Annotated in this window: 16 protein-coding genes; 2 read left to right on the forward strand and 14 right to left on the reverse strand. The window is 44.2% G+C overall.

Translation table 11 applies throughout. The annotated features are described in order from the left end of the window. Positions 1-11: 11 nt before the first annotated feature. The 8 genes from ATL39_RS05685 to ATL39_RS05720 all read right to left on the reverse strand — a co-directional run bounded on the left by ATL39_RS05685 (position 12) and on the right by ATL39_RS05720 (position 9,882). Complete coding sequence (locus ATL39_RS05685) at positions 12-1,481, reverse strand: UDP-N-acetylmuramoyl-L-alanyl-D-glutamate--2,6-diaminopimelate ligase (RefSeq protein WP_120192329.1); 1,470 nt, start codon at positions 1,479-1,481, stop codon at positions 12-14. Positions 1,482-1,638: 157 nt separating this feature from the next. Continuing rightward, entirely contained in the window at positions 1,639-3,990 is a 2,352-nt protein-coding gene (locus ATL39_RS05690) for a penicillin-binding protein (protein ID WP_120192330.1), read from the reverse strand. Between the two features lie 120 nt (positions 3,991-4,110). Next, on the reverse strand, positions 4,111-4,476 hold the full coding sequence (gene ftsL / locus ATL39_RS05695) for a cell division protein FtsL (RefSeq protein ID WP_120192331.1): 366 nt from the start codon (positions 4,474-4,476) through the stop codon (positions 4,111-4,113). Next, positions 4,469-5,425: a 16S rRNA (cytosine(1402)-N(4))-methyltransferase RsmH gene (gene rsmH, locus ATL39_RS05700; protein ID WP_120192332.1), complete on the reverse strand. Its 957-nt coding sequence runs from the start codon at positions 5,423-5,425 to the stop codon at positions 4,469-4,471. The genes ftsL and rsmH overlap by 8 nt, the downstream gene beginning before the upstream one ends. A gap of 36 nt (positions 5,426-5,461) precedes the next feature. Next, complete coding sequence (gene mraZ / locus ATL39_RS05705) at positions 5,462-5,893, reverse strand: division/cell wall cluster transcriptional repressor MraZ (RefSeq protein ID WP_120192333.1); 432 nt, start codon at positions 5,891-5,893, stop codon at positions 5,462-5,464. Positions 5,894-6,055: 162 nt separating this feature from the next. Next, entirely contained in the window at positions 6,056-7,744 is a 1,689-nt protein-coding gene (locus tag ATL39_RS05710) for a methyl-accepting chemotaxis protein (protein WP_120192334.1), read from the reverse strand. 121 nt (positions 7,745-7,865) lie between these two features. Next, positions 7,866-9,482 (reverse strand): bacillithiol biosynthesis cysteine-adding enzyme BshC, encoded by a 1,617-nt coding sequence (gene bshC, locus ATL39_RS05715; RefSeq protein WP_120192335.1) that lies wholly within the window; start codon positions 9,480-9,482, stop codon positions 7,866-7,868. 16 nt (positions 9,483-9,498) lie between these two features. Further along, complete coding sequence (locus tag ATL39_RS05720; protein WP_120192336.1) at positions 9,499-9,882, reverse strand: DUF3397 domain-containing protein; 384 nt, start codon at positions 9,880-9,882, stop codon at positions 9,499-9,501. A 225-nt stretch (positions 9,883-10,107) separates the two neighbouring features. On the opposite strand from ATL39_RS05720, the gene ATL39_RS05725 reads away from it, so the two are divergent. Continuing rightward, complete coding sequence (locus ATL39_RS05725; protein WP_120192337.1) at positions 10,108-10,581, forward strand: N-acetyltransferase; 474 nt, start codon at positions 10,108-10,110, stop codon at positions 10,579-10,581. Positions 10,582-10,621: 40 nt separating this feature from the next. Here the strand turns inward: ATL39_RS05725 and ATL39_RS05730 are convergent, their stop codons facing one another. The 3 genes from ATL39_RS05730 to ATL39_RS05740 all read right to left on the reverse strand — a co-directional run bounded on the left by ATL39_RS05730 (position 10,622) and on the right by ATL39_RS05740 (position 12,289). Continuing rightward, positions 10,622-11,377 (reverse strand): enoyl-CoA hydratase/isomerase family protein, encoded by a 756-nt coding sequence (locus tag ATL39_RS05730; protein ID WP_170146845.1) that lies wholly within the window; start codon positions 11,375-11,377, stop codon positions 10,622-10,624. A gap of 84 nt (positions 11,378-11,461) precedes the next feature. Then, positions 11,462-11,638 carry a 50S ribosomal protein L32 gene (gene rpmF, locus ATL39_RS05735; RefSeq protein WP_120192339.1) on the reverse strand — a complete coding sequence of 59 codons (177 nt, stop codon included), beginning with the start codon at positions 11,636-11,638 and terminating at the stop codon, positions 11,462-11,464. 117 nt (positions 11,639-11,755) lie between these two features. Beyond that, positions 11,756-12,289, reverse strand: a complete 534-nt coding sequence (locus ATL39_RS05740; protein ID WP_120192340.1) for a YceD family protein — start codon at positions 12,287-12,289, stop codon at positions 11,756-11,758. Positions 12,290-12,456: 167 nt separating this feature from the next. Here ATL39_RS05740 and ATL39_RS05745 point away from each other — a divergent pair, with 167 nt between their 5' ends. Then, positions 12,457-13,659, forward strand: a complete 1,203-nt coding sequence (locus ATL39_RS05745; protein ID WP_120192341.1) for a nucleotidyltransferase — start codon at positions 12,457-12,459, stop codon at positions 13,657-13,659. Positions 13,660-13,696: 37 nt separating this feature from the next. On the opposite strand, the gene ATL39_RS05750 is transcribed toward ATL39_RS05745, so the two are convergent. From ATL39_RS05750 to rsmD, 3 genes are all read right to left on the reverse strand, one after another. Beyond that, the gene (locus ATL39_RS05750; RefSeq protein ID WP_245960927.1) at positions 13,697-14,746 is read right to left on the reverse strand and encodes a SepM family pheromone-processing serine protease; all 1,050 of its coding nucleotides are present in this window, start codon (positions 14,744-14,746) and stop codon (positions 13,697-13,699) included. A 90-nt stretch (positions 14,747-14,836) separates the two neighbouring features. Beyond that, entirely contained in the window at positions 14,837-15,325 is a 489-nt protein-coding gene (coaD, locus tag ATL39_RS05755) for a pantetheine-phosphate adenylyltransferase (protein WP_120192342.1), read from the reverse strand. A gap of 72 nt (positions 15,326-15,397) precedes the next feature. Beyond that, positions 15,398-15,949, reverse strand: a complete 552-nt coding sequence (rsmD, locus tag ATL39_RS05760; protein WP_120192343.1) for a 16S rRNA (guanine(966)-N(2))-methyltransferase RsmD — start codon at positions 15,947-15,949, stop codon at positions 15,398-15,400. Between the last annotated feature and the right edge of the window lie 33 nt (positions 15,950-15,982).

A 15,982-nucleotide genomic window follows, 5' to 3' on the forward strand; every position in this document is an offset into this window, starting at 1 on the left:
AACAAACAGTTTTACTTATGTGTTTTATTTTTTATTGCTGTTTCTGCTTCTTTTCTATCATCAAAAGAAAATACTTCGTCTTTTATTATCTGGTACGTTTCGTGTCCTTTGCCGGCAATTAATACCAGGTCCCCAGGTTCTGCATGTTCTATCGCATATTTAATAGCTTCCCGGCGGTCTTCAATTACTTTAAAGTTTGTATTAGTCAGCCCTATTGTCATGTCGTCAATAATAGAAGCCGGGTTCTCATCGCGTGGATTGTCTGCTGTGAAAATACTCATGTCGGATAACGTAACGGCAATCTTCGCCATTTCCGGCCGCTTCGTTTTATCACGGTTGCCTCCGCAGCCTACCACGGTGTAAACAGAGCCTGCTGCCATTTCCCGGGCCGTCTCCAGAACATTTTTCAGGCTGTCCGGCGTATGGGCGTAATCAACGATAACCGCAAATTCCTCCTCAGACTCGACCAGCTCAAATCTTCCTGCAACTCCTTTTACTTTTCCAAGCGCCGAAACGATGGTGGAAAGTGAAATACCTTCAGAAAGAGCAGCCGTTGCTGCTGCAAGCGCGTTATAGATACTAAATTTCCCTGCCATGGAAAGAGAGAGCGACTCCTCACCCCATGGGGTCACAATCGTAAAGGATGTTCCTGTCGGCGTCATGGAAATGTTTTCCGCCCGGATATCTGCCGGTTCGTCTATTCCATACGTGAGCACAGGAGCCGGGCATACCTTCTCAAAGAAAAGAGAAGCACTGTCGTCTGCATTAAGGACAGCCGTTTTTTCTTCCCCTTCGTAGGAGTTTCCCAGCTGGCTGAACAGCAGGCTTTTAGCCTGTCTGTATTTATCCATCGTTTCATGGTAGTCAAGGTGATCTTTTGTTAGATTTGTAAAAACTACCGTATTAAAATCACAGCCTCTCACTCTGCCTAAATCGAGAGCGTGAGAGGAAACTTCCATAATGCAGGAATCCACATCCTGATCTTTCATATCCCGGAATATTTTCTGGATGGTGACAGATTCCGGGGTCGTATTTTTCGTCTCAAAAATTTCTTCGTTAATTTTAGTATACATTGTGCCGATCAGGCCGGTCTGCACAGCATTTTCTTTCAGCACAGCTTCTAGAAGATGGCTTGTGGTGGTTTTTCCATTTGTACCAGTAATCCCAATTAATCTCATTTCTCCTGTAGGATGCTGATAAAAACGGCTGGCAGCGATAGCCATTGTTTTTTGTGTGTCCCGGACTACGAGTACCGGAACAGAAAGCGGCAGCGGATATTTGGCTATTACTGCGCAGGCACCATTTCTTACAGCCTGTTCTGCGTATTCATGTCCATCTACGGTATAACCTTCAATGCAGAAAAACACCCCTCCGGAAACCACTTCTCTGGAGTCCATGTGGATGGATGTTATTTCTGGATTTTCCGTTGGAAGGGCGCCGTGAACAAGTACCGGCGGCAGTAAATCATGTAGGGTTATCATCTTATACTCTCCTGCGAATTGCGTTTTTTATTTGTAAAAACCGGGCTGACAAATGAATAGGCCAAGGTAACACCTCGGCCGTTTCACCATTTTCATTTTAAGCTTCCTATAAAAATTTGTCACCCTCGTTTTTATCATTTCCGCTCGAAGGCTTCATTTATTCTGTTTCAGCCGGCTCTTCTTCAAGAGGAGCTTCTTCGGGAACGGTTTCCTCTGCTGCTTCTGATTCCTCTTCGTTATCCTGAATTTCCTCCCCTTCTTCCGGGGTTTCTTCTTCTGTTTCTCCGTCGCTTGCATCTTCTTGAGTTTCCTCTGCATCTTCAGAGGCGTTTTCTTCAGATTCTTCTGCTGGTTCTTCTTCTGCAGCCTCTTCTTCTCTCATTTCAGCCGGTGTCATAAGCGTAATCGTAATGGCACCTTTATCTGGAATGGCTGCTTCCGGATCAATATTCTGCTCGCTTACATAGCCGGAACCTTCGAAACGAAGTGGTTTATCCAGCAGTTCACTGAATCTTTTGGCGTCTCTGATAGACCAGCCCGTCATATCCGGCATAATGGCTTCACCGTTTGTTCTTAAAAATATTTTTTCACCTGCAATAACATTGTTTCCCGATTCTGGAAGCTGGGATTCAATATCGTTTCCAGCTCCTACAACCACCGGAACTAAACCAAGAGATTCAGCTTTTTCCTGCGCCTGCTGTGTCGTCATTTCCGTGAAGTTAACCGTATCAATTCCTGTTTCTTCAAAAACTTCGTCATTTTCTACATCGGTCTCAGGAGCAATATTCATGTAAGAAAGGCTTTGTTTCATAACTGGATTAAATATCTGCGAAACTGGAGCAGAACCAGATTCGGAACCATCCAGCTCCGGACGGTCAACAGCCACGTACACAATAATGCTTGGGTCATCTGCCGGAGCCATTCCCATAAAGGAAAAAATATTTTCGTTTTCCCCGGACAAATAGCCGGATCCATCATCACTGCTGATTTGAGCGGTTCCTGTCTTTCCTGCGACATCTATTCCATCAATTTGGTACGGTTTACCTGTTCCATACTCGCCTGATACAACAGTTTCCAGCTTTTCCCGTACCTCCTTTGCCGTTTCGGCACTGATAGGATTGCCTGCCGATTCAGGTTCCGCTGTATAGGTGTTCTTATCTTCCTGCTCGTTATGAATGCGGTCCACTACGTAAGGTTTCATCATTTCTCCATCATTTGCAATAGCTGTAGCTGCCTGTACAAGCTGAATCGGCGTATAGGCAGATGCCTGCCCAAATCCGGAGACGCCGGCATCCAGGTCATCAGAATCCGCTATCGAGCTGTTTGTTTCATTTGGAAGATCAATACCCGTTATGTCCCTGAACCCAAAAGCATCAATATAAGAGAAAAATGTATCCGCACCAAGCTTCTCTAGCACAAGCTTGGCAAATGCTACGTTGGACGAGCGCTGCAGACCTTCATCAAAGTCAATCTCGCCCCAGCCTTCTCCATTATTATGATCGGAAATCCGGCTGTCCAGAATTTCATAGCGCCCGGATTGATATGTTTCTTCTCCATCATACACGCCTTCTTCAATAGCTGCTGCCAGCGTGAACATTTTCATCGTTGAGCCGGGCTCAATTCTGTCGGATACAGCAAAGTTTGTGTAATTTGTAATTGACTCATATTCGTTCGGATTAAAACTCGGCCGGTTGCTCATACCCAGTATTTCCCCGGTTTTTGCGTTCGCTACAACAGCCGTTATTTTGTTAGGGCTATAGGTTTCATCCACCTCTGTCATCGCCTGTTCCAGCACGGTCTGGATATTGGAATCAATCGTAAGATACACGTCTTCCCCGTCTTCAGGTTCGTCTATAATTTCATTGGGATCAAGAAGAGGCACCCCCTGACGGTTTCTTTCGTAGCTCAACTCTCCGTCTTCGGGCTCCAGGTTATCGTTTAGACCTCGTTCCAGTCCCATAAGCGATTCAGTCATATCCCGGTTTGTAAAACCAAGTACATGTGATGCAAACGTCTGGTTTGGGTAATACCGTTTCGGTTCCGTTATAAACTGAATCCCGTTAATATCCAATTCTTCTATCGCTTCTTTTTCAGAGAGGCTTAAATATTTAGCGCCCGATCCAAGCTCCACCTGAAACCTATCTTCCTGGGAGAGGAGATTTTCAAGTTCTTCTTCTTCCATATTAATTAATGGCGATAAGTCACTGGCAGCCTGGGCCGGGTCTTCGATATGGTCTTCATAGTCTTCATCGATTATCGCAAAAGCTGTAAAAGATTGGACTTCTTCAGCCAGCGCCTCTCCGCCGCGGTCATAAATAGTCCCACGCTCTCCGTGTAGAGGCTGGGTGGTCGTCCACCTGGATTCAGCCATTTCTTCAAGATCTTGTCCCTTGACTTCTTTACCTACCTGAACATATACCACTCTTGCTGCAAAAATCATAAAAAATAAGCTCACAATACCTAGTAGAATCAGTGCCCTCATAATTGTGCTTTTTTTCCGTGCTGCCATAACACCTTTCACCGCCTGTAGTATCTGGGGGCTTATTAAGCAAGTCCCGTTTTTTTGTTCTTATCCTGGAAAGAGGCTGGCATGAAGGAGATTCCCCCGCAGCCAGCCTCTCATGTACGATTATTGATTAACACTTTGAATTACTTTTACCTGATCATCCTGAAGGCTCATGCCAAGCTCTTCTTTAGCATAATACATAATGCGGTCTGGAGCACTTAATTCGGAGATTTCGACTTCAAGGCTCTGATTTACTTCCGATTGTTGACTGACCGATTGGGACAAAGCAGATATTTCTCTTTCGTGTCCATAAATGGCAGCAAAGTTGGATACAATGAAAAAGCATGCGGCCATAATTAATGCAGCGGCTGTACCAATAATAATTTTTTCACCTTTTGTTATGCTCTTTTTCACATGTTCATGTGCTTCTTTATGTATTTCAACTTTTTGATGTCTCTGCCGCTGAATTTGCTTGGCTAAATTATCCATTGCTGACCTCCTGATTTTTTTCAGCTATTCTTAATTTTGCAGAATGGGATCTCCTGTTTTCGTCCTGCTCCTGCTCTGTTGGAATAATTGGTTTCGTTGTAATTTTTTTCAATTCGGGTTCTGCACTTTCAGGGATAACGGGAAGGCCCCGCGGCAGTTCAGGGTAGGAACTTTTTTCTTTAATAATCCGCTTACAGAGGCGGTCTTCTAAAGAATGAAAAGTAATAACGCTGAGTCTTCCACCTTTACCCAGCATGGCTATACTGTCGATCAACGCTTTTTCCATTACGTCGAGCTCGCCGTTTACCGCCATACGAATGCCCTGAAATGTTCTTTTTGCCGGGTGTCCGCCTTTTCTGCGGGCCGGAGCCGGGATGGCATCTTTAATTATGTCAATAAGCTCGAATGTACTGTCTATAGGTTTGATTTCCCGTGCTGCTTCAATTTTTCTGGCAATCTGTTTGGCGAATTTTTCCTCTCCAAATCTCGAAATCACACGCTGGATATCAGAAAAACTCCATTCATTTACTATATGCCAGGCAGTAAGATGCTGGCGCTGGTCCATTCTCATATCCAGCGGTGCATCATAACGATAGCTGAATCCTCTATCCGCCTCATCAAACTGCGGTGATGACACACCCAGATCAAACAGCACCCCATCTACTTTATCAATACCAAGCTGATTAAGTTCCTCTTTAATAGAGGCAAAGTTTGCCCGGATTATGGTTATATTTTTTTTGAAGGGAGCCAGTCTTTTTTCTGCAGCAGCGATCGCCCGCTCATCCTGATCAAATGCGTATAGATGGCCCGTGCCGTCCAGCTGCTTTACTATTTCTTCACTGTGTCCGCCCCCGCCGAGGGTGGCGTCAACATAGATGCCGTTCTTTTTTACAGCAAGTCCTTCCACGGCTTCATTCAAAAGGACTGTTTCATGAGTAAACTTATCCAAAACGTTAAAGGCACCTCCATTGTTCCCTTCATTGGCTTAAAAGTCGAAATCTGCAATGTTTTCTGCTATTTCGGAGAAAGACTCCTGCGAAGCGGAAAAATACCTCTCCCAGTTTTCTTTGCTCCAAATCTCCACTCTTGCTGAGACACCAATTACAACACACTCTTTAGATAAACCAGCGTATTGGCGAAGGGTCGCAGGAATCATAGTTCTTCCCTGCTTGTCTAATTCACATTCGGAAGCCCCAGAGAAAAAAAATCTGGTGAAAGCTCTTGCATCTTTTTTAGTGAACGGAAGATTTTCCATTTTCTTTTCAAGCAGCTGCCATTCTTCCATGGGGTAAACAAACAGGCATTCATCCATTCCTCTAGTGATAACAAATGTTTTTCCCAGTGCTTCTCTAAAACGGGATGGAATAATCATTCTTCCTTTGTCATCAATATTATGGTGATGCTCTCCCATAAACATGGCTGCAACCCTCTTCCTCCACTATCTATCCTAAAGTTACCACATTCCACCACTTTGTACCACGGTTTCTTAAAAAAAATTTACTTAAATTCACAATTATCTAATATAGTCCTAATTAAAGCCCGCAGATCCTTTAAGGACGCGGGCCGGGCTTTCTTTTATTCACTTCAGGATAAATGACTGCATAGATTGCTGTAATTCTTCAGCTGTCTCAGCCAAACCGGCGGATGCATTGGACACTTCCTGCATGGATGCAGTCTGTTCTTCGGCTGCTGCCGCAACATTTTCCGAATATCCTGTGGCTTCTTTTAATACAGACAGGGATGCTGCGATCGAATGTTCAAGCCCTTTTGTTTTTTCAGCCATATTCTCTACATTGCCGGAAGCCATAATCATCTGTTCTTCCATTTCTTGGACTCCCTGCGAGATTTCTTTGAAAGAGCGGCCTGCTTTCACAACATAATCCATGCCTGTATCGACTGCTTTTTCGCCTTCTTTCATCGATACCACTGCTGATTCAATGCCGGTTTTTATATCGAAAACGATTGTTTCAATCTGCTTGGCGGAAAGCTGCGATTCTTCTGCAAGTTTCCTCACCTCTTCTGCTACCACCGCAAATCCTCTTCCCTGCTCTCCTGCTCTCGCTGCTTCAATCGCAGCATTTAAAGCCAGCAGATTGGTCTGCTCAGCCACTTCCCTGATAAGGGTTACGATACTTCCTATCTGATTGGACTGACGGCCTAATGTTTCGACATGGACTGAGCTGTCCGCTGTAGTGTTTCTTATACTTTCCATCTGGCTTGTAGCCAGCTCCACTGCTGTAAATCCGTTATTGGATTTAGAGGAGGTGTCTTCTGAAACTGTTTTTGCTTTTTGTACCTGCTCGGTCAGGTCATTCATACCTGAAACGAGATGTTTTAATATCGTAAGATTGTCTTCCGTAGAGGCGCTTTGTCTATCCGTTCCGGAGGCAACCTGCTGGATGCTCTCCGATATCTGTTCTGACGCTCTGCTTGTTTCTTCAGCACTCGCTGTCAGCTCTTCAGAAGAAGCAGCTACCTGCTCCGCAGATATGGATAACTGCTGGACAAGATTGGTCAATTTTCCTTTCATTTCGTTATAGTCCCGGGCAAGACGGCCAATTTCATCGCCTGAATGATCCTCCAGCTCAACAGAAAAATCACCTTTCCCTGCGCGCTGCAGCGCATTGGTCATGGTTTGAAGCCGCTTATTAAGCCCTTTTGTAAACAGCCACACACAAAAAGATGCCAGTGCCGCCATGAGAAGGAAAATGAGCACAAAAGCGGTCATCATAATCGTTACCGTTTCACTGATCAATTCCTGGGAGGCCCCTACATACCACATCCCGATAACCTGTCCATTCTCATCTATAATAGGCTCATATGCTGTCTGATATGTATTACCCGCTACGTCCGCTTCCCCGGTATACGTTTCCTGACGGTTGATAACAGATTCTATTACTTCAGGAGAAGCCTGGGTTCCGACCGCCCGCTCTCCGTCTACCATTACATTAGTAGCCGCCCGGGTATCCTCTTGAAATATAGTCACGGTGCCGCCGGTAATATCTCCTATGTAATCGACCATTTCATCGGATACCGCCGTCCCGCCTTTAACGAGTGTGCCATCTTCCAAAGCCCAGCTGCCTGGATAGGCTCCATTCAATGCTTCTCTTCCCAATTGAAGGTCAGAGGCCGCTTTTTCCGTTGATGCTTTTTTAATACTTTCTGAGGTCTGCCAGTAAACGACGCTGCCCAGTCCAATAAAAAGCAGAGCCAGAATAGACAGTACAATCATATTGATTTTTGAACCGATTTTTCTATTGTTCCACATGATTTAATAACTCCTTTTCATTTTCTTCCTCATTACTATCGGTATTTTTTTGGAATATTTTACAATTAAGGTGTTTTCTTTCTAAAAAAATATAAAAAAAACCGCCTGAAAAACAGGCGGCTTACAATTCTATATAATGCTGGAACGGCTCAGTGGAAGTCTGCAGCGATTCAGACATGTCATTTACTATTTCCGGCCCGTGAAGATTAAGAAGCCAGAATATCGAATACACTCTTTCCTGCGGTATACCTTTGGGTTGAAGAAGCTGCAGCGATGCTTCCAAATTCCGAAGTCTGCGCCCTGCTTTTTCTTTTTCCACGGAATCAATACGATTGGCCAGAGCAAATATTTCATTTTGTATTCTCTGCCAATTATTTTCTGCGAAGCTTTTTTCTGCCGGCCTTTTTTCTTTCCAATTCTGTGCCAGCTCTTGGTGCATCGGTTTTATTTCTTCAATCATTGATTGAGCGGCTGTCTGCCCTTCCCGAAAAGCAGGAGAATTTATAATGTTCTCCAATCTGCGCTGCAGCTCCCCGGATGCGCCGCTGCCCGCCGAAATATTTTCGTTTTTTAATGTTTTTTGAACACGTTTATCAATAATCGTCAAATGCTGTCTTAGCAGAACCGGTGGCATATCACAGTCTAAAGCATGAAACACCGGTTTCAGAAGGCTCCAGTAGTTAACTTCACCCGGCCCGCCGATAAATGCCAGGACGGGCAGAAGCGTTTCCTGCGTCAGCGGTCTCGTTACTACATTGGAACTGAATGGAAATGGCTCGGCCTGCACGCTCTTCATTAGTAAGTCTCTGCTGAATACGTGCCCGCTTTTTGATTCCATCCCCCCATCAGGCAGAGGAAACAATAATTCCCGATGTGGCAGGTGATAAAAGAGATGGCTGCTTTTCGTATTAATTCCTTCTACTGAAGAAAAGCCCGCATCTTTTCGATTCTTTTCCCCTTCTGCAAGGGCTGTTCTTATTTTATAATTATCAGCTATTATGTTTGCGAACACATCTTTTTCCAGAGCTCTTATCTGTTCATCATTCGCATCAAGCAGAATAAGATCAGTGTCTTTAAAAAGCCAGCGCATACACTCACCGAAAAACATCGAAACCGATGCGGATCTTTCTGCGAGCTGATTTACGGTGCGAAGCAGAGAAGCCGAATGCTCCGTTTCTTCTAAATGCTTGAACACTTCCGAAATAAACGCGGACAGATCCTTTGAAGGAAGCTTTTGTTCGGAAGCCGGCAGCTGGTCCTTTTTGTATCCTTTATATCTTACTTTAACAGGACCATGTTCGCCGGGCACCCATACATGATTAATCTCAAGCCAGTCATGATCCTCCCCGGCTATCCAGAATACAGGAAGCACCGGAGATCCCGTTGTTTTTTGCAGTTCTTCAGCCTGCGTTATAATACTCAACGCTTTGGAAATAACGAGCATCGGCCCGGTTAACAAACCAGCCTGCTGCCCCCCCACTACTACTGAAGCTTCTTTGTCTTTCAAACGTTCTATAGCTTCTATTGCTTTTTCGCTGTATAAAAACTGTTTATTGAATGAAAAAAGAGCTTCAGCCAGCTCTTCTCTCTTAAATGACTTCTTTAATAATGCCGCATGCCGTTCTTTTATGCCTGCTTTAGAAGGTGCATAATCAAACAGGGACACCGCAGACGGATGCAGGTTTTTATAAGCTGTGTTAAACGTAGATAACTCTACATCTCCAATGGTGGTATTCATGAGAGGCCTGCCTTTCTTAAACAATAAAGAAATAATCAATTAATCCATAAATCAGCATCAAGACATATACCGAAAAAAATACGGCAAAAGAAAAACGCATCATACTTTTTATGATCTTTGGAAATTCCATATCCAATCTATATTTACGATGAAGGATAAGTACAATAATGCCAATCACCAGTACGATTAAAAAGATAATCCATAATACAGACACTCCCCATAAAAGCTGGGCATAAAAATAGATGGAAGCTGCAAAGAACAGAAAGGAAAATTCCGAAGCCCTCCGCATTGATTTTCTTTTTTTCTTCGTGATTTTTGCTTGTATTAGATATAATATGTACCATGCTAAAAATGGGAGAAGCAATAAAGTGCCTACTATTGCGTCTATAAAAATCTGCATATACTTCACGCTTTCTTCCGGAGCTTTTACCTGTTTACGCCAAGCTCCGTGTAGTCATTTTGTAATCCCTATAAATTCTAGCATACTCCTTTCCTATTGCCTAACCCCTAAGTTTGATTCTTTATTTTTCTTACTATTCGGTCTATTTTTTTCTGCATTTATTATTACACAAAAATGGGAATCTTTATAGTACAATAGGATTAGAATAGACAGAGGAGGATGAATATGGCAACGGAAAAAGTAAAGCGCTTACTTATAAATTTCAAAACACTTGAGGATTTTCAGCAGTTTAAAGAGGTGGGCGCGCAGGAGCTGTCCATGAAAGAAGAGCTCGAGGAAAATATTATTGAAAACGACAGTGAATCTCCTTTTTACGGTATTTATTACGGAGACCGTCTGGTTGCAAGAATGTGCCTGTACAAGATTGAAAGCAAATACGATCAGTATTTTGATCCGCCAAAAGGCTATCTGGAACTGTGGAAGCTTGAAGTATTGGAAGGTTATAAACATAAAGGATACGGCCAGGCGCTAGTTGAACATGCCAAGAGTTTCAATATCCCTGTAAAAACCAATGCCCGCCAGCGTTCTGATGATTTCTGGAACAAAATGGACTTTCAGCCCGTTACGTATGATCCAGACCGCGACCGCGGGGAAAATCCATTCGTCTGGTACCCTGCTGGTGTTCAGCCGCAGGAATAATAATACCGGCCCGATTTCCAATAATGGAAAGGGCCTTTTTTTATACTCTTTTTCTGGAATGAAACTGTTCCACCGCTTTTTCATGGGCGGGTTCAGCCCATAATTCTGCACATGTCCGGACTTCTTCATCCATCATTTCAAACAGTTTCTCACGGTTAAGTTTTTTTAACGCCAGTGCTTTGTACGCTTTATTTACTTCTTTTATCGTTCCGCTCCATTCCGGAACCCACTCCGTTTCAGCGTTTTCTTTTATCGAGGTAATTATCCCCATTTTATACCAGTCCCTGGCTGAGTAAACTTCCGAGCTGCATAATACGTTCACAGCCGTGTCATGAGACACTTTATTCAACAGCAGCGATCCTCCGCCCCAGCCTGTAGTTATTGCAAACCGACCCTGGGTAAAGCCAAAAGAGGCAGAAGGAACGGCCGCTCTTATATCACAGGCCATAGCAAGTTCCGCTCCGCCGCCATACGCGTTTCCATTTAATAAAGCCGCAGTCGGGAGGGGAAAGACCGCAATTTTCTTCAGCACACGACTCATTCCGGAAAGCATTTGAAACGCTTCTTCTTTCGTATGTAAATGCTGAAAGGCTTTTAAATCCCCACCTGCGCAGAATGCTTTCTCTCCTGTGCCTTTAAGAACAAGTGTATCAATGGTTTCATCCCCGGCAGCTTCATCAAGATATTTATTCAAAAGATGTATAACATCAAAATCGACAGCATTATGGACTGCCGGCCGATTAATACGTATTATGCACTTCCCGTCGACAATTGTTTTTATTACTTTTGTTTCCATTCGCTCCTCCTTTTCTGAAAACGCTATCATTATCACCAAAAAAAACTGCATAATGGAAACATCCACTATACAGCTTTTTCTTGATTATTTTTTTTCGATTACTGTTTCTCCCTTATAAGAACCGCAATTTTTACAGATGCGGTGTGAAAGTTTCATTTCACCACAATCCGGACATTTTACCATACCCGGAATTTCCATTCTCAAATGTGAACGGCGCTGTCTTTTGCGGGTTTTAGAAGTACGTCTAAATGGTACTGCCATGTTACCCACCTCCTTATACAAGTTACATTTCTAGTCAGACACAACATTTTACCATATATTCAGCAGAATTTCTCTGATGAATAGAAAAGAAAATGCAGTTGTCTTTATGCTTCATCTTTATTTATCAAAGAATTTACTTAAATCCTTTAATCTAGGGTCTACAGTGTCTGTTTCTTTTTCCGTTTCTTCAGATGCTTCGTCTTCTGAAATCAAAGACCAGTTTTCTCCTTCTAACGGGGCCGGGCCTTTTTTCTGTGCTTCTTCATCAGCAAAAACCTGGATAGGAATAGAAAGCAGAATACTTTCTTTCACAGCCGGAAGCAAATCGACAAAACCGTTCTCAGGTTCACGGACTTCTTCATCTTCCGTGTCCTTATAGCCATCTATTTGAAACATTTCTTCTGTTTCCGTTTCAAATGAATAGCGGACATCTGCGAGCGATCTGGCACATGGAAGTGTCATCTCACCGGAAATACGAAGAAAAAACGTAACTAGTCCGTCCGCTGAAAACTCAGCGCGGCCGCTCACTTTTGCAGGTGAAATCTCTCTAATCTCACTGTCTCTTTCTTTTAACTCATCTACATTCACTTCATCGTCAATAACAAGTCCTCGGACCCGCTTCGCGTAAAGCTGCTGTATACTCCATTTCATAAACATCACCTCAAGGCAACAAAAATAATTATATCCACCATCACTATATTTGTCAACATATTTTCTTTACATTATAATGTAAGGAATAGTGGCTCTATTTTATCACTTTGGTACGTCTTAATAAAGAAAAAAATACTAATGACAGCAAATATAGAAAAGAGGCCTTTATGACAGTAGTAGGAGTAGTGGTTGAATACAATCCGTTTCATAATGGACACGCTTTTCATCTTCAGGAAGCAAGGCGTGTTACAGGAGCCGATACGGTAGTAGCCGTGATGAGCGGCTATTTTCTTCAAAGAGGTGAACCGGCAGTAGTGCCGCGCAGACTGCGCACCGAAATGGCGCTATTGGAAGGGGCGGATATTGTAGTAGAACTCCCTTATGCTTTCTCCAGTCAGCACGCTTCCATATTTGCCCGCGGCGCTGTGTCTATTCTGCATCAGCTTGGCGCAGACTATCTTTGTTTTGGAAGTGAAGCCGGTACGATTGAACCTTTTCTGGCTCTTGCTTCTTTTTTAAAGGAACACCGCACGGAATACGATACTCACGTTCGTTATTTCAGCCGGCTCGGCTACAGCTATCCTCGTGCTGCGTCTTCAGCTTTTAAGGCGCTTTCTCCATCGGCGGATCTTCCTGATATGGCTGAGCCCAATAACAGTCTCGGCCTGCATTACATACAGGCTGTGCAGAGCCTGGGAGCCTCTATGGTTCCTGTCACTATTAAAAGGACGGGTGCAGCATTTCACGACAAGGAACTCCCATCCAAACATATAGCGAGCGCGACAGCCATTCGGCACAAGCTTACATATGAAAGTCCGGCTTCTGTTGAACCTTATATGCCCGCCTCTTCCTTTTCCCTGCTTTCCAATTATGCCGGGAAGGCGCCTCTTGTGCAATGGGAGCACTATTTCCCTTTTCTTCAGGCGAAGCTTCTCACTGTTTCCTCTAAGCATCTCAGTACTATGTACGAAGCGGAGGAAGGCCTGGAACGGCTTCTTGCCAAACATGCCCGTTCAGAGAGCTTTTCCGTTATGATGAAAGAAGCTAAAACAAAACGCTATACCATGACCCGTCTGCAGCGCGCCTGTATTCAAATTCTTCTTGGAGTAACAAAATCAGAAATGGCTGGAGCGATGACTGACGGCCAGCCTCAATATATGAGGCTGCTTGGCATGACAGCCGCCGGACGCCGATATCTGCAGCACCGCAAAAAATCATTTACAATTCCGTTAAAAACATCCATCCCCGGCAAAAAAACCGGACAGGCTTTATTGGAAGAAAGAGCTGCAGTTACTTACTATCTCCCTTTTCCTGCTTCCAAAAATGAGCGCTGGAAAGAAGAGTACACCCTTCCCCCCGTAATACTATAAAAGCCGGACTGCCTCATGGGCATTCCGGCTTTTTGTATTAAGAAGGAGTGTAGTCCTCCAAATAAGCAGCTGCTTCATCGAAGGTCCTGACTCCGACAACTTCCATTTCTGCGTTTATATCCGCAGCCGTGTCAATCGCCAGCTCGTAGTTCGATGGCGAATCCAGATCATCTTCCGGAGCAAAAAATATATCTACTTCAGACTCCTCTGCGGCGACTACTTTTTGTTCAATCCCGCCAATACGGCCAATATTTCCTTCATCGTCAATAGTACCTGTGCCCGCTACTTTTAACCCCTTTGTCAGGTCATCCGGCGTAAGCTGGTTATATATCTCCAGGGCAAACATCAACCCTGCTGATGGCCCGCCGATCGAGCCGGCTTCAATATCAACCTCCGGATCGAATTCAATACTCCGCTCTGTATAAGGAAACAAAAGGCCGAGTCCGCCCCGTCCTTCACTATCCATTTCTTCCGGAAACATGTCGATGGCGACCGAGGCTGTTTCTGCTTCTTCCTCTCTCGTCAGATCGACCGTAACTTCAGTGCCGATTTCCACGTTTTCGAGCTCTGCATTAAGCTCCTCGAGTGTATTGACGTCTGTGCCGTTCACAGACGTAATAAGATCTCCCTCCTGCAGATGGTCTGCAGCATCCATTCCGTCGATCACTTCCGTTACTCTAATGCCTTCATATTCAATATCGGGTTCCAGCCCCGCCTCCCGGTAGGCTACCAGCTTGGAAGCCTCCTGCGAACTTGTCATCATCATTTCCTGACGGTGAAAGTATTCATCATCTGTTTCTCCATCCATCAAGTAGGAGTCTGTCGGCGTAACTTCTCTATAAGGCGATATCTGAGCCCATACATATAGCGGGATATTTGCTCTTCTCTGAAGAATGGTAGTTATATAAAATTCCCCTTCCTCGCCTTCTCCTCCTTCTACCATAATGATATCTTCAAGGGCATTCGCCTCTCCCGGCTGCGAATAATAATAAGGAAGCGGAATTTGGTTTACTATAAGTATTATTAGAAGCAGCCCGAATATTGTCCAGCTGCGGCTCCATTTTTTCTTTTTCATTCGTTCTGCCAATCGTTTTCCTCCTCCACCTCTGCCAAAATCTTTCCAGGCTTTTCTACATAGAAAAAGTTTGGGGTCTGCTGCCCCAAACCTTAAAGTATGTTACGTAGAGGCAGAAAACTTCTTTTTCAGCTCGCGCTCTACCATTGGCGGAACGAGATCACTCACGTCCGCTTCATACTTTGCTACTTCTTTTACGATACTCGAGCTTAAATACGAGTATTGATTGTTTGTCATCATAAAAAAGGTTTCAATGTTCGGTGCAAGCTTACGGTTGATGGAAGCTGCCTGCATTTCATATTCAAAATCAGACACTGCACGCAGTCCTCTTACGATGGTGTGGGCTTTTTTTTCTTTTATATATTCTATCAGCAGCCCGTTAAACGAATCTACTTCTGTATTTGGGATATGCTGTATTGAATCCTGCAGCATAGCTACTCGTTCTTCAACAGAAAATAAAGGTACTTTATTTCTATTATGTAAAACGGATATAATTACCCGGTCAAACACTTTAGCGCTTCTTTCAATGATATCCAGATGGCCATTTGTAATTGGATCAAAGCTTCCCGGATATACAGCTACACTTGCCATAACGGCTCCCCCTCTATATCTGCACTACTTAACGTCAGCATACTCTATGGTCTGTTGATTCGCTTTATTATATCAGCTTTTGTAATAAATTGTTATCATCGTATCCCCATACTTGTCTTCCCTGTGCTTCTCAAGGCTGCCGGCCTGCGCAGGCAGTGTCTCTTTAGAAGCGTGTTCGCATAAAACGAACCCCTCCTCTTTAACCAGCTGATGTTTATCCAGCTTTTCAAGCAGATTCGGAATCTTCCCAGCTGCATAAGGGGGATCCAAAAACACGGCATCAAATGATCTTCCCCTGCGTGCCAGTGCTTCAATCCCGCGCTCCGCATCGTTTTTGTATACTTCCGCCTGGTCTTCACAGCGGCACTGATTAATATTCAGCTTAATCGTTTTGAGCGCCTGGGACGACTGGTCAACAAACACAGCGCTGTCGAACCCGCGGCTTAAAGCTTCGAGCCCAAGACTTCCTGTACCGGCAAACAAGTCCAGTGCCTCTCCTCCGTCAAAAAAAGGACCCAGGCGGTGAAAGACCGCTTCTTTCACTTTATCAGCCGTAGGCCTTGTTTTGTTTCCGGCCACTGCTTTGATGACTGTTCCCTTAAAAGATCCCGCTACTATTCTCACTATGTTTCCTCTCCTTTATATCACGGGTGTTTT

The sequence above is a fragment of the Sinobaca qinghaiensis genome, from assembly GCF_003610495.1.
Taxonomy (GTDB): domain Bacteria; phylum Bacillota; class Bacilli; order Bacillales; family Marinococcaceae; genus Sinobaca; species Sinobaca qinghaiensis.